At 60.4% G+C, this 12,895-nt stretch carries 11 protein-coding genes; 8 read left to right on the forward strand and 3 right to left on the reverse strand.

Features of this window, described 5'->3' with window-relative positions; all coding sequences use genetic code 11:
* Positions 1-25: 25 nt before the first annotated feature.
* Together serA and QP093_RS03120 are read right to left on the reverse strand one after the other, a co-directional pair.
* Positions 26-1,231: a phosphoglycerate dehydrogenase gene (gene serA, locus QP093_RS03115; protein WP_285014614.1), complete on the reverse strand. Its 1,206-nt coding sequence runs from the start codon at positions 1,229-1,231 to the stop codon at positions 26-28.
* A gap of 32 nt (positions 1,232-1,263) precedes the next feature.
* Positions 1,264-3,549 (reverse strand): HelD family protein, encoded by a 2,286-nt coding sequence (locus tag QP093_RS03120; RefSeq protein ID WP_058236455.1) that lies wholly within the window; start codon positions 3,547-3,549, stop codon positions 1,264-1,266.
* 157 nt (positions 3,550-3,706) lie between these two features.
* Between QP093_RS03120 and QP093_RS03125 the strand changes: the two genes are divergently transcribed.
* Together QP093_RS03125 and QP093_RS03130 are read left to right on the forward strand one after the other, a co-directional pair.
* Entirely contained in the window at positions 3,707-4,939 is a 1,233-nt protein-coding gene (locus tag QP093_RS03125) for a PAC2 family protein (RefSeq protein WP_285014617.1), read from the forward strand.
* Positions 4,932-6,179 (forward strand): MFS transporter, encoded by a 1,248-nt coding sequence (locus QP093_RS03130; protein ID WP_285014618.1) that lies wholly within the window; start codon positions 4,932-4,934, stop codon positions 6,177-6,179. The genes QP093_RS03125 and QP093_RS03130 overlap by 8 nt, the downstream gene beginning before the upstream one ends.
* On the opposite strand, the gene QP093_RS03135 is transcribed toward QP093_RS03130, so the two are convergent.
* Positions 6,154-6,975, reverse strand: coding sequence for a spermidine synthase (locus QP093_RS03135; RefSeq protein WP_070725902.1), 822 nt, complete (start codon positions 6,973-6,975; stop codon positions 6,154-6,156). The genes QP093_RS03130 and QP093_RS03135 overlap by 26 nt on opposite strands.
* A gap of 45 nt (positions 6,976-7,020) precedes the next feature.
* Between QP093_RS03135 and dinB the strand changes: the two genes are divergently transcribed.
* The 6 genes from dinB (at position 7,021) to QP093_RS03165 (ending at position 12,882) form a co-directional block, all read left to right on the forward strand.
* On the forward strand, positions 7,021-8,292 hold the full coding sequence (gene dinB / locus QP093_RS03140) for a DNA polymerase IV (RefSeq protein ID WP_285014621.1): 1,272 nt from the start codon (positions 7,021-7,023) through the stop codon (positions 8,290-8,292).
* 46 nt (positions 8,293-8,338) lie between these two features.
* Complete coding sequence (locus tag QP093_RS03145) at positions 8,339-8,773, forward strand: DUF3040 domain-containing protein (RefSeq protein WP_058236460.1); 435 nt, start codon at positions 8,339-8,341, stop codon at positions 8,771-8,773.
* 419 nt (positions 8,774-9,192) lie between these two features.
* Positions 9,193-9,624 carry a division/cell wall cluster transcriptional repressor MraZ gene (mraZ, locus tag QP093_RS03150; protein WP_058236461.1) on the forward strand — a complete coding sequence of 144 codons (432 nt, stop codon included), beginning with the start codon at positions 9,193-9,195 and terminating at the stop codon, positions 9,622-9,624.
* 112 nt (positions 9,625-9,736) lie between these two features.
* Positions 9,737-10,720 carry a 16S rRNA (cytosine(1402)-N(4))-methyltransferase RsmH gene (rsmH, locus tag QP093_RS03155; RefSeq protein ID WP_285014624.1) on the forward strand — a complete coding sequence of 328 codons (984 nt, stop codon included), beginning with the start codon at positions 9,737-9,739 and terminating at the stop codon, positions 10,718-10,720.
* Positions 10,717-11,115, forward strand: coding sequence for a cell division protein FtsL (gene ftsL, locus QP093_RS03160; RefSeq protein WP_092648468.1), 399 nt, complete (start codon positions 10,717-10,719; stop codon positions 11,113-11,115). The genes rsmH and ftsL overlap by 4 nt, the downstream gene beginning before the upstream one ends.
* A 24-nt stretch (positions 11,116-11,139) precedes the next feature.
* The gene (locus QP093_RS03165) at positions 11,140-12,882 is read left to right on the forward strand and encodes a peptidoglycan D,D-transpeptidase FtsI family protein (protein ID WP_285014628.1); all 1,743 of its coding nucleotides are present in this window, start codon (positions 11,140-11,142) and stop codon (positions 12,880-12,882) included.
* Positions 12,883-12,895: the final 13 nt, after the last annotated feature.

Below are 12,895 nucleotides of genomic sequence, written 5' to 3' on the forward strand. Positions count from 1 at the left end.
CAGGCCAGGAGAAACGCGTATCACACTACAAACTGGTCACGGTCAGACGAATCGTATCGTCCATCGACTCAATGGCATGAAGAGCCTCACGCGGCAATTCCGAAGAAATGTCGGTCAGGGCGTAGCCCACAAACCCCTGCGTCGACAGAATCTGGCCGTCAATGTTGGCCCCGGACTCAGCAAATGTCTGGTTGATCAAAGCCAAAACGCCGGGCGTATTGCGGTGAATGAGCGCAATCCGGTAACGCGACTGTGCCGAAGCCGCAAGCTGCAGATTCGGCAGATTCACACTCATATCCGTCGACCCTGTCGCCAGATAATCGCACAGCTTTGTTGACACAAAGTGTCCGATGTCCAGCTGAGCCTCTTCGGTGGAGCCGCCCACGTGCGGCGTCAAAATCACGTTATCCATCCCCACCAGCGGCGAGGAGAACGGCTGGCCATTCTTCTTCGGCTCCTGCGGGAACACGTCGATAGCGGCGCCCGCCAGATGACGAGACAACAAGTGTGAGCGCAGCGCGTCAATATCCACCACGAACCCGCGCGACAGGTTGATGAAAACCGCCCCGCTCTTCATCATGTCGAATTCTTTTTCGCCAAATAGATTCCGGTTCTGCGGTGCGCCGTCAACATGGATCGACACAATATCCGCCTCACGCAACACCGATTCCATCGTCGGCATCTGCGTGGCGTTGCCCAGGGCGAGTCGCTCCGCAATGTCGTAAAAAATAACGTTCAGCCCCATCGCCTCGGCCAGCACTGACAACTGCGTGCCGATGTTGCCGTAGCCGATAATGCCGAGGGTGCGTCCGCGTACCTCGTGCGATCCGTCCGAACTCTTCTCCCACACGCCGCGGTGCAGACGCGAGTTCTTGACCGTGACACGACGCGTCAAGTCAATGATCAAACCGATCGCCAGTTCCACAACCGAACGGGTGTTGGAATACGGAGCGTTGAACACGGCGATACCGTGCTTGGTGGCCGTGGAAAGATCAATCTGGTTCGTCCCAATACAGAAAGCACCAATTGCTTGAAGCTGAGGGTTCGCTTCAATGGCACGCTGTGTGACACGGGTCTTGGACCGCACACCCACCATGTCAAAACCGTGAAGCGCCTCAATCAACTCATTTTCGTCCAGGGCACCGCTGACGCGTTCAACCTCGACATTGTGATCTGCGAAGATTTGATCAGCGTCAGCGTGAGGATTTTCAAGCAAGAGAACACGAGTCATAAGCTCATATTCTCACAAAGGTGACCTGAAAGTCAGTTCTGTTCAAGTCCGGACAGAACCTGTCCGCTGGAGACGATATGCAGGCGCTGAGTGGATCGCGTCAGCGCCACAAAAAGATCACCCGGCCCGTCGCCCAGAATCTCAGAAGGCTCCACCACGATAACTGAGTCAAACTCCAGCCCCTTCGCGGCCGTCGCACTCAGCACTGCGACCCGCTCACTGAGAGTGGTGTGCCCATCTGTGTCAGCGTTCCACTGGTCGGCGCGCTCCGATCCCATGATGATGGCCAGGCGCCCTCGTCCAATCCCAACCGTGTGGTCAAGTACGGACAATTCTCGCCGAATCGCCTCACGCGTCGGCTCCCACATGTCGTCTGTTTCAGGTGACGAGGGTGGCTGGTGCTCCTGCGCGAGATGCGTGAGCTCATAGGCATCGGTCACATCACGCACAGCCTGAAGCTCACCGGACATGGGTTCGCCTACCGCCGCCATAACGCGCTGAGCACGGTCAATGAGCTGGCGAGGCGTGCGATACGAGATCGTCAGCACATACTCCTCGCTCAAGGCGCGCGCAGCTGGCCCAAGAGCCTCGTGCCACGTGGACGGGCGATCATGTCCGCGACGCTGATCGAGATCACCGACGACAGTAAACGAGCGGGACGGGCAGCGGCGCAACAGAGCGCGCCACGCCATAGGGGAGAGCTCCTGAGCCTCATCCACGACGATATGCCCATATGTCCACGACCGGTCGCGTCGCGCACGCTCAGCCAGTGACGAATGAGATTCCCCTTCACGTGTCGCATCAGCCAGCATCTGAGCCGTGACGATACCGTCGCCCAGGTTTTGGCGCTCAATGGCTTCGCGCGCATATGCCAGACGCTCGGCGCGCTCATTATCCTCACGCTCACGCAAGGCCGAGGATGTCCCCAGCAGCTCCGCACACTCATCAAGCAGAGGAATATCACTGACTGTCAGCGGGGAACCTTTCGGGCGCCGAAGCCCAGCAATCTCATCGAAAGTGAGGCGATTGGGAACCGAAGCGTTGAGCTGTTCCAGATAGCCCGGGCGAGCAAAAATCCTCTCCAGCAACGTGAGCGGAGAAGTCGGCATCCACGCCAGGTTGATGGCGCGACGAGCATCCACCGAATCACGGATCTCCTGACGCCACATCTCCACGTCGTTGCCGTCCACGTCATGCACCCCTTCGCGCGAACGGCGATCACGTTCATCGGCAGCCAGTCGGCGCGCCAGAACATCCATGAGCTCCAGCGCAAAACCGTCACGCGCCTCATTGTGGGGCTTGCCCGTGCGGCGGGCGTGAGCATGTGCGGCGCGGATGTCCTCTACGGTCAGCGTGACGGTGCGTGACCACACGCGCAGCTCCTGATCAGCGTCAGGTACGCGCTGCAGCCCCTTGACTGCGCGGCGAATAATCGACTGCCACACCGCCTTGCCTTTGATGCGTGCCACGCGCTCGCTGTCGTGGGCCTGTGCATGGAATCCGGGCAGCAGGTCACCCATCGTCACGGACACGACGCCTGTTTCACCTAGAGACGGCAATACCTGCTCGATGTAGCGCAGGAAAACGTGGGAGGGGCCGATCAGGAGGACACCGGAATGCTGGAGCCTGTCACGCTGTGTGTACAGCAGGTAGGCGGCGCGATGCAGCGCAACAGCGGTCTTCCCGGTTCCCGGACCACCCTGAACGATGACCAGGCCGGAATCTTCTGAGCGGATCACGCTGTCCTGCTCGGCCTGAATGGTCGACACAATGTCGGTCATGTGGCCCTGACGGGCTTCGCTCAGTGCGGACATGAGTGCGCCTTCGCCCTGGAGCGTCATATTCCGCTTGTTTGCGGCCTCCTGATCCAGTGCTTCATCTTCGATTGCGGTGACGCGGCGGGCTCGGGTGGTCAGGTGGCGCCGCCGGATTACACCCTGTGGATCAATGGCCGTCGCCTGGTAAAAGGGTCGCGAAGCGGGGGCGCGCCAGTCAATCAGCATGGGTTCGCCCTCGGCAGTTGAGATGCCGATGCGACCCACATAGTGAGTGAGGTCATCTTCCATGTCGATCCGGCCGAACACCAGGCGGTCCTCCACCTGATCGAGGCGCTCACGCAGGTCAGAGAAGTGTGCTGAGAGCACGTCACGTTCTGTGAATCCCTGAGCGTTGCCGACACCATGCTGGCGGTGGGCGCGTTCCTGCGCCAGACGGTACTCATCCTTCAACTGGTCAAGTCGGTGGTACGTCGCATCAACGACAGCCTGCTCATGAGCAATCTCGGGGTCCTGTGAGCCTGCGTCGACGGGTTCGAACATGCATCCTCCTGGCTAACTGACGGCATACTATTGTGCCCTATCTGGAGGACTTCGGCATATACAGCGAGATAGAAATTTCACCTTGTAGCTCAAAGCTCGCCTGAGGGCACGGATTTGGGTACCGTGGTAGTAGCGACACAGCTGAAAGGAGGCAGCGATGGCTGACAATACGCTTGATCAGTTCCTGGACGACCGAGAAGCGTACGACGACGGCCCCGCCAAAGGCGCGCGTGCCCCCATTTTGCTGACACACTTTGACGGTGCGATGGATGCGGGAACCGCCGGCCACCTCGCAATCGAGCAACTGTTGCACACGCTGGACACCCAACGCGTGGCCACGTTTGAGTCGGACATGTTCATCGACTACCGCTCACACCGCCCTGTGATGAATATTGACGACTGGGTGACAACCTCTCTTGAAGTGCCTGAAATTGCACTTGACCTGGTCTACGACGATGCGGGAGTGCCGCTGCTGGTTCTCCACGGGCCTGAACCCGACGCGAAGTGGGAAACGTTCGTCCGAGCCGTGTCCCACCTTGCCGAGCAGGCAGGCGTGGAGATCTCGTTCTCGCTGCACGGCATCCCTTCCGGTGTGCCGCATACACGGCCCACACCTGTTCATATGCACGCCACAGACGGCTCCTTGTTGCCTGAGCAGCCACAGATGTCGGGAACGATGCGCTTTCCGGCACCCATGACGTCATTCCTGCAGTCCCACCTGGCCAGTCAGGGCATTGACGGTGTGACCATGCTGGCGGCAGTGCCGTATTACATGTCTGACACGCAGTACCCGCGTGCCGCTTCAGCGCTGTTGACCTCGCTGTCGGACTACGCTGACCTGTCTCTTCCGGTTGGCGACCTGGAGCGCGGTGCCAGCGAGGAGATTGACCAGGTAACTCAGCTCATTGAGGCCAACGAGGAAGTCTCGCGTACCATCGCCGCCCTCGAAAAGCACTATGACGCGCTGGCGACCGCGTCGAACAGCACGGAAACCTTCCGGCTGCCTGACTCGGAAAGCTCCGCAATGTCGGCGGAGGACATTACCGAGACCATCGAGGAGTTCCTGCGTACCCGCTCACAGCGTTCAGCCGAGGCTGACGCGACCAGCGCGAACACCGACGAGGCAACGCAGGGTGACGAGGAGGATCAGGTCACCATTGATGATGTCCTCGACCGCCTCAAAGAAGGTTCCTTCCACGCGCGTCCTGCTCGTGGCGCCGAAAGCGAATCATCGGCGCGCCCATCACAGGGCCAGCGCGAAACTGTCGAGGATGTTCTGCGACGCCTGCGTGACCGCGGCAACGACAGTGAGGCAACCGAACGTAACCAGACCCTGCGCCACCGTGCCGATCCGACATGGGGACCCCCTCAGCAGCCATCCGATGACTAGGCGGGCACTTCTCGTCTGGACGAGCGCCATGTTCGCCTACGTGCTGGCCGTTGCTGCACGTACATCCCTGGGCGTTGCCGGTATTGAAGCGATGGATCGTTTCGCCATGCCCGCATCCGTGTTGGCTGCGTTCTCCTCCGTGCAGCTGTTCGTCTACGCTGCGATGCAGATCCCATCGGGACTTGCGCTGGATCGGTGGGGGCCGCGACGCGTTCTCATGGTCGGCGCAGCCCTCGTGTCCATCGCCCACATTGCCATGGCGTGCGCGACGAACTTGCCGCTGGCATTTGCTGCCCGCATTCTGCTGGGAGTGGGTGACGCGACGGCCTTTATTTCTGTGCTGCGCCTGGTACCGAGCTGGTTCACCCCATTTCGCGTACCGCTGATGACTCAGCTCACCGCAATTGTCGGACTGCTCGGTCAGGTGGTGTCAGCCGTTCCCTTCCTGTGGGCGCTGCGCGCCTTCGGCTGGACTCCAGCCTTTTGCATCCTGGCGGGTATTGGATTTTCGGCAACCCTCCTCATCGGATTGGCTGTTGCGGACAAACCCGGAGCGAAACGTGAGCGTTCAGATCAGCAGGGGGAGCACGCACTGACTACCATTAAGTTCGTCATGCGTGACCCGTCGACATGGCTCGGGTTCTTTGCCCACTGGACAGGCGGAATGCCCGGCATGACGTTCACACTCTTGTGGGGCGTTCCGTTCATGACTCTCGGCATGGGACTGAGCCCCGCTGTCGCCTCAGCGGTGCTCGTAGCATTCACCTGCGTCAATATTGCGATCGGTCCAGTCGTCGGTCAGCTGACCGCGTTACGACCCGGTGGCAGAGTTCTGGGCGTGTTGGCCGCGGCCGCTGCCTCCACCTTCGCATGGGTCATCGTGCTGGCTCGCGTGCAGCCTGCCGGTGCCTGGGCAGCATTCTTGCTGGGAATCGTGCTTCCCGTCAGCGGCGTCGCTTCAACAATTGCATTCGACTTTGTGCGCCGCTCTTCACCCGAACACCGCCTGGGTACGGCAACCGGAACGGTCAATATGGGCGGTTTCGTTGCCACGATCGTGACAGTGCAGGTCATCGGCGTCGTCCTTGACCTGTTGAACCCAACACGCGAATACGGGTGGAGCGAGTTCCGCGTGGCGATGTCCATCCAGGCCATCACACTGCTCATCGGGGTGATCGGTGTGATCGTGAATGCGCGGCGTGCTCACGTACGCATCATTCGCCCTGTGGATCTTCCATAGGCCGAGCCCCCGCAATCCACTGGTTTAACGACTTACCTGCCATGATGCGCGCTGGAAGTGCGAGCTTGCGCAGCAGCCGGTCCAACTGGGCAACATCCAGCGGCGCAAAGTGCGGCGACTGGTCGCGGACCGTCTTCCGTCCGGCCACCATGACATTGCCCCACCTGCCTGAACGCGCCACCTTCGGGTCCGCAACGGCGACAACTTCGCCGAACGCCTCGCTGATTGCAGCAACGTCAGGGCGCCCGTTTGCCTTCCCACCGTGCGGCACGTTGGCCACGTACAGTCCACCCGGTACGAGGGCATCCCATGCTGATCGAGCCGCCTGAAGCGTCATCAACTGGCGGGGCACGCTCTGATCGGAAAAAGCGTCACGTACGATGACGTCCCACCGCTCAGGGCGTGTCGAATCGAGGACCTGGCGCCCTTCGCCCACACGTATCTTGAGTTGAGGCGAGCGCGGCAGATCAAACAGGTCACGCACGGTGTGCGCCAGATCTTCATCGATTTCAACGACGCAATGGCGCGACTGTGGACGCTTGATGCTCCATGCCCATGCCAGAGCGCAGCCGGCTCCGCCGATATGGAGGACACGCACCGGCTCAGGTGATGGTGCAAGCGCTTCGAGGGCGGCATCCATATGCTGCATGTATTCAAATTCGAGCACCTCAGGATGGTCGACATCGACACTGGAGGACTCCGCACCGTTGACGAACACTGTCGCATGGGAACCATCCCACGTCACCCGTGCCGAGCCAGTGGAGATCGCAAATTCGTGAGCGTCGCGTGAAGACATACCCGTTACTGTAACGCCCCTAAGATAGTGATGAGGGGAGGAGCCATGTCGAACGCGCCGCGCGACAAGCGCGCCAAACGCAACTGGGGCGATGACGATTCAGCCACCCCGATCATCCACGTGGATATGGACTCCTTCTTTGCTTCGGTTGAACTGCTGGAAAATCCGCAGCTGCGTGGCAGACCGCTGATCGTCGGCGGATCAGGAATGCGGGGCGTGGTCACATCCGCAACCTACGAAGCACGTGAATTCGGAGTGCGTGCCGGTATGCCGATGGCGCGGGCGCGCGCACTGTGCCCCAGTGCGCAGGTGGTCTCCGGGCGCCGGGAAATATACAGCGCATACTCGACGCGCGTGATGGCGATCCTCGCTCAGATCACGCCACTGGTTGAGCAGGTCAGTATTGACGAGGCCTTCCTGGATGTCGCCGGCGCCAGGCGCCGGCTCGGGTCACCCACCACGATCGGACATCTCATCCGCAGGCGAATCCGGGAGGAGGTCGGCCTGCCGGCCTCAGTCGGGATCGCCTCCACGAAATCCGTTGCAAAGATCGCGTCATCACACGCCAAGCCGGACGGACTGCTGCTGATACCTGAGGATCAGACGGTGGCATTTCTGCACAGTTTGCCAGTGGGCGTGTTGTGGGGCGTGGGAGGTCGAACGCTGGATGTGCTGCAGCAGGAAGGCGTTGAACGTGTCGCCCAGTTGGCGCAGATGCCGATGACACGGTTGACGAAGCTGTTGGGAGTGGCCAGTGCGCACCACTTGCACGACCTGGCGTGGGGCATCGACCGCAGGCGCGTGCATGTGGAACGCGAAGAAAAATCGGTCGGAACCGAAACAACCTTTGAGACGAACGTGATCAGCCGGCGTGACCTTGAGCAGTTCATCGTGCGAGCCGCCCACAAGTGCGCTCGTCGACTGCGAGCAGGCGGACAGGTGGCGTGGACGGTTACGATGAAGATGCGCGATGCCTCATTCCGCACGATCACACGATCCGCCACACTGGTGGCGCCTACCGATGAAGGCCGCGTCATTGCCCGCGCTGCCCACGACCTGTTTGCAGCCGAAGTGATGCCGAGCGGGGGAGTCAGACTCATGGGCGTGCGAGCCGAAAATCTGCAGCTGCGCCGGGACGGCGTGGCGGTCCTGATGGACAATGACGGGCGCTCGCGGGCTGTGGAGGAAGCGATGGATCACGCCAGTGAGCGTTTCGGTGACGGAGCATTGCGACCAGCTTCTTTGCTGGGCACTAGCGTCAAAAAAGACGATGTGTCGCCTGCAGATCGTGGCCCGAATGGTCTTAGGGAACCTTAGACCGTTACACTGGATCCGTAACGTCCACAGCCGAAGGAGGTGCGCGATGGCCCTGTCCGACTATGAAAAAGAAATACTCGAACAAATGGAGAGCCAGCTGCGTGAGGACGATCCGGAACTCGCCTCGACCATGTCGGCTCGCACCTCGCGATCCTCACGTGCACGTTCCTCGTACGACACTTCCGCTGATTCCCCTCGGCGCTCCAAACTCTCCCCGCGCAACATGATCCTCGGCGCTTTCTTCGCTGTCATCGGCATGTGTGTGGTGCTCGGTGGTGTGACGCTCGGTTACGGCATATGGTCGATCCTTCTGGGAGTGCTCGGATTCTGCATCATGGTCGCCGGTATTCTCTTCGCGTTGCATACGCGCCCGGTGGATCCCGCCTCGTCGAAGAAGTCTGGCACGAAGCCGTCCAGTGGACGTTGGACGGATTTCGTTGCGAATCAAAATCGCCGCTGGGACGAACGCGGCCGCGACTAGTCACTGCACACTCGCCGTTCCTTCGTTCTCCATTCTTGCCGCCGCTCATTCTTTTGTGCCCTCATCGACGAGGGTGACTGACGTGAGTTGGCGCTGGCTGCCCACTGATATCACCGCGCCGCGAGCGTCGTGGACGTCCACCACTGTGCACCACTGCGTGTGCTGACCCCTCATCGATGAGGGAATACCCCTGCGAAATCTGCAGCCCGACCCTGATATGCCTCGATGTGGCACATATTCATGCCCGTCAACACCCGGCGTCGAGAATTTTCCCTCCACCTTCCTCCACCCTGATTTTTACGCGATTTTCCAACGTTTATTTTCAAAATAAACCGAAACATGGGCACAAAATGTTCCCATAGTGGTTGAAAGTGGGTTAAAGTGGAGCTGCGTGTCACGGAGGGGAAGGGAGGTGTGGCATGTTCCTGGGAACGTACGAGCCGAAGCTCGACGACAAAGGGCGTGTCATTCTGCCTGCTCGTTTCCGTGACGACATGGAAGGTGGAATCGTCCTCACCCGTGGTCAGGAACACTGCATCTACGCATTCCCTGCCCATGAGTTTGAGTCCATGGCACAAGAACTGATGCGCGCGCCCTTGTCATCGAAACAGGCGCGCGACTGGGTTCGCGTCATGCTCTCAGGTGCCTACAAGGAAATTCCAGACAAACAAGGACGCGTTGTCGTTCCAGCTGACCTGCGAGCATACGCCGGACTTGACCGGGAACTCACAGTCATTGGAGCTGGCGCACGTGCTGAAATCTGGGACACCACAGCGTGGCGCGAGTACCTCACCGTCCAAGAAGATGTTTTCGCCAATACAGCGGACGAAATCATCCCCGGAATGTTCTGACCCCACCGTGCCCTCCGCCCGACGCTCTGACATCACTTCCCCGATGGCAGATCGGCGGGGGAGAAGCAGGTGGGAAGAACGCACACAGGCAGATCACGGACAAGGAGGCGACGTGAGCGCAGAAACTACACGCGATGCAGCTCAGCTGCACACACCCGTCCTTGTCGACCAGTGCATGGATCTGCTCGCCCCTGCCCTCACTCGGCCCGACTCTCTTCTGATCGACGCCACCCTGGGAATGGGCGGTCACACGCACGCAGCCTTGACACGCTTTCCCCACATCCGTGTGGTCGGAATTGACCGCGACCCGCAGGCCATTGCGCTGGCAAGCGAACGTCTGCGCGAATATGGACAGCGCTTCGAAGCCGTGAACACAACATACGATCAAATCGGCCAGGTCATTGACGACCACTCGGCAGACGGACTGGCAGATGCCGTCCTGATGGATCTGGGCGTCTCCTCACTGCAGCTCGATGAGACAGAGCGAGGCTTTTCCTACGCGCATGACGCACCCCTCGACATGCGCATGGACCCGACCCGTGGACGCAGCGCAGCCGAACTCATTGCAGATGCGAGCATGCAGGAACTGACGGACATCCTGCGCACCTTCGGGCAGGAACGCTTTGCGCACCGCATCGCCACGTTGATTGTCAAAGAGCGCGCCGAGCAGCCCATCACGAGAACCGGACAGCTGGCGGATCTGGTCAAACGCGCCATCCCTGCGCCGGCACGCCGCACGGGCGGAAACCCCTCCAAACGCACGTTCCAGGCGCTGCGAATTGCCGTCAACAACGAGCTGGACATTTTGCGGGCCGCCATTCCGCAGGCACTGAGCCATCTGCGCGTGGGCGGACGAATGGTTGTCGAAGCCTACCAGTCCCTCGAAGACCGCATCGTCAAAGAGATCTTCGCTCAGGGCGCCCGTGACAATGCGCCGCCCGGACTGCCGGTGGTGCCTGAGTCCATGAAGGCGACACTGACACTGGTCACACGTGGCGCTCTTCAAGCTGACAGCGCTGAACAGGAATCCAACCCTCGATCACGATCCGTGCGCGTGCGTGCCGTCGAAATCCGTTCCCCATGGAGGCCACAATGACAAACGAAGCAGTGGCGCGTACACGTCCAGCATCCCGTACCCGCGACACGCTGCGGCCCACCCTGCACCTGATCGAGGGAAAGATTCCGCAGCGCTCAGTCATCCCGCTCGCACTCCTGGCGATCGCGATTCTGCTGGCGGCAATTGTCGTGCCGCTGGTCGTCAACACGCAGATGGCTGAAACTGCGTTTGAGATCAGGGAGATGCAGCTGGAGGTCAACGCGCTAGATGCTGAAGCGTGGACCCTGCAGACGCAACTGCACAACGCATCGTCACCTCAGGCCCTCGAAAAATCTGCACGCGATCTTGGTATGGTTCCGGCAGGACCCACCGGGTTCGTCACGTTGTCGAACGGCACCGTCGAGGGCGGCCAGGCCGCTTTTCGTAGTGAATAACGCGCAGCTAGAAAGGCTCACTAGATGAACACTCGTGCGGGGCGGCAGGAGTCGGCTCGGCGCGCCCACTGGATCTTGTTCATCACCCTTTTCGCACTGTGCGCATGCGTGCTGCGCCTCTTCCTGCTGCAAATCGTCCAGGGGCCAGCTCTGGCTGCCGAAGGCCTCGAAGTGCGAACATCGGCCTCTGATATCACCGCTCAACGTGGCTCCATTACTGATGACACCGGAATCGTTCTAGCTGAATCCGTGCAGACTTACCACATTGCCGTCAACCAGATCAATATCCGCACCTACGAACATGACGGTCAGATCGGGCCGGCAGCAGCAGCCTCGCAGCTTGCCCCACTGCTCAAGATGGATCCGGTCGAACTGGGCGGACTGATGGTCGGTGATTCGACGTATGCCTACGTCAAGAAGAACGTGGATGCGGTGACCTATCGCAAGATTCGTGCCATGGACATCTACGGCATTGAGTGGGAATCAGCTTTTGAGCGCACCTACCCCAATGGCTCGACCGCAGGTCCCGTCATTGGCACCATCAATGCCGAGGGGGTCGGCGCCTCCGGTCTTGAAGCCACGATGGATCAGATTCTGCAGGGCAGCGCCGGACGTGAAGCCTTCGAAATTGCTCCGAACGGCGCCATTATGCCGGGCGGAAAGCACACAGTGGTTGAACCGGTCTCAGGCGGATCGGTGCGCACAACACTTCGCGCCGACCTTCAGCATGGTGTCCAGGAAGCCCTCGATGCGCGCGTGAAAGCACACAGCGCCGACTGGGGTGCCGTCGTCATCACCGACGTGAAGACCGGACGAATCCTCGCCCTGGCTGATTCCAATTCCACCGCGCCCAACAGTGCCACACCTCAGCCGGTTTCCGCCGTCCAATATGCATTTGAACCCGGATCGGTCGGCAAGGTCGTCACCGTGGCCACAGCCCTGAATAAGGGCACAATCACCCCGACCAGTGAATTTACCGTGCCCTACTCTCTGGACGACCTGCCGGGAGCTGACGGCCCGATTAGTGACTTCCACGAGCATCCCACAGAACGAATGACGGCAACAGGAATCCTGGCAGAATCATCCAACACAGGCACGATCCTGATTGGCCAGACCGTTGACGATGCCGACCGGTATGACATGATGCTGAAACTGGGTCTCGGTGCCCCTAGCGGCATTGAACTGGCCGGCGAATCATCCGGCGTGGTTCGCACACCCGACCAGTGGATCGGACGAGACAAATGGGTGTCCATGTTCGGACAGTCCTACTCCATGACAGCCGTCCAGGAAGCCACGATGATGGCCACAATCGGCAACGGCGGCGTGCGCATGCCGCCACGCATCATCGACTCGTGGCAATTGGCCGACGGTACTGTCCATACCCCCGACCCAGTCCAACCAGTCCAGGCGATGAGCGCACAGAGTGCATCCGACCTGCTGAAGATGATGGAATCGACCGTGGCGACGGACGTCGGCACTGGGCAGACAGCCAAGATGGACGGATACCGGCTGGCCCTCAAAACGGGTACTGCTGACATCTTCGTGGACGGCGTGCCCGCAACCGTATCCACTGTGGCAGGTGTCCTCCCCGCCGAAGCGCCTCAGATCGCAGTGTCAGTTGTGCTCTACAATCCGAAAGTCGGAGTGATCTCATCCGATTCGGCGGCGCCCCTCTTCGCGGAGGTCGCCTCACAGGCGGTGCGAAATCTCGCAATTCCCGCATCACAGGAACAGGCAGAGCTATTCCCGCTCAGACCGGGCTCATGATAGAGGACAGGGA

The sequence above is a fragment of the Pauljensenia sp. UMB10120 genome (assembly GCF_030212035.1).
Lineage (GTDB): Bacteria > Actinomycetota > Actinomycetes > Actinomycetales > Actinomycetaceae > Pauljensenia > Pauljensenia radingae_A.

Coding starts and splice junctions, on each gene's coding strand:
- serA (WP_285014614.1), bottom strand. CDS start 1,231: ATGACTCGTGTTCTCTTGCTTGAAAATCCTCACGCTGACGCTGATCAA.
- QP093_RS03120 (WP_058236455.1), bottom strand. CDS start 3,549: ATGTTCGAACCCGTCGACGCAGGCTCACAGGACCCCGAGATTGCTCAT.
- QP093_RS03125 (WP_285014617.1), top strand. CDS start 3,707: ATGGCTGACAATACGCTTGATCAGTTCCTGGACGACCGAGAAGCGTAC.
- QP093_RS03130 (WP_285014618.1), top strand. CDS start 4,932: ATGACTAGGCGGGCACTTCTCGTCTGGACGAGCGCCATGTTCGCCTAC.
- QP093_RS03135 (WP_070725902.1), bottom strand. CDS start 6,975: ATGTCTTCACGCGACGCTCACGAATTTGCGATCTCCACTGGCTCGGCA.
- dinB (WP_285014621.1), top strand. CDS start 7,021: ATGTCGAACGCGCCGCGCGACAAGCGCGCCAAACGCAACTGGGGCGAT.
- QP093_RS03145 (WP_058236460.1), top strand. CDS start 8,339: ATGGCCCTGTCCGACTATGAAAAAGAAATACTCGAACAAATGGAGAGC.
- mraZ (WP_058236461.1), top strand. CDS start 9,193: ATGTTCCTGGGAACGTACGAGCCGAAGCTCGACGACAAAGGGCGTGTC.
- ftsL (WP_092648468.1), top strand. CDS start 10,717: ATGACAAACGAAGCAGTGGCGCGTACACGTCCAGCATCCCGTACCCGC.
- QP093_RS03165 (WP_285014628.1), top strand. CDS start 11,140: ATGAACACTCGTGCGGGGCGGCAGGAGTCGGCTCGGCGCGCCCACTGG.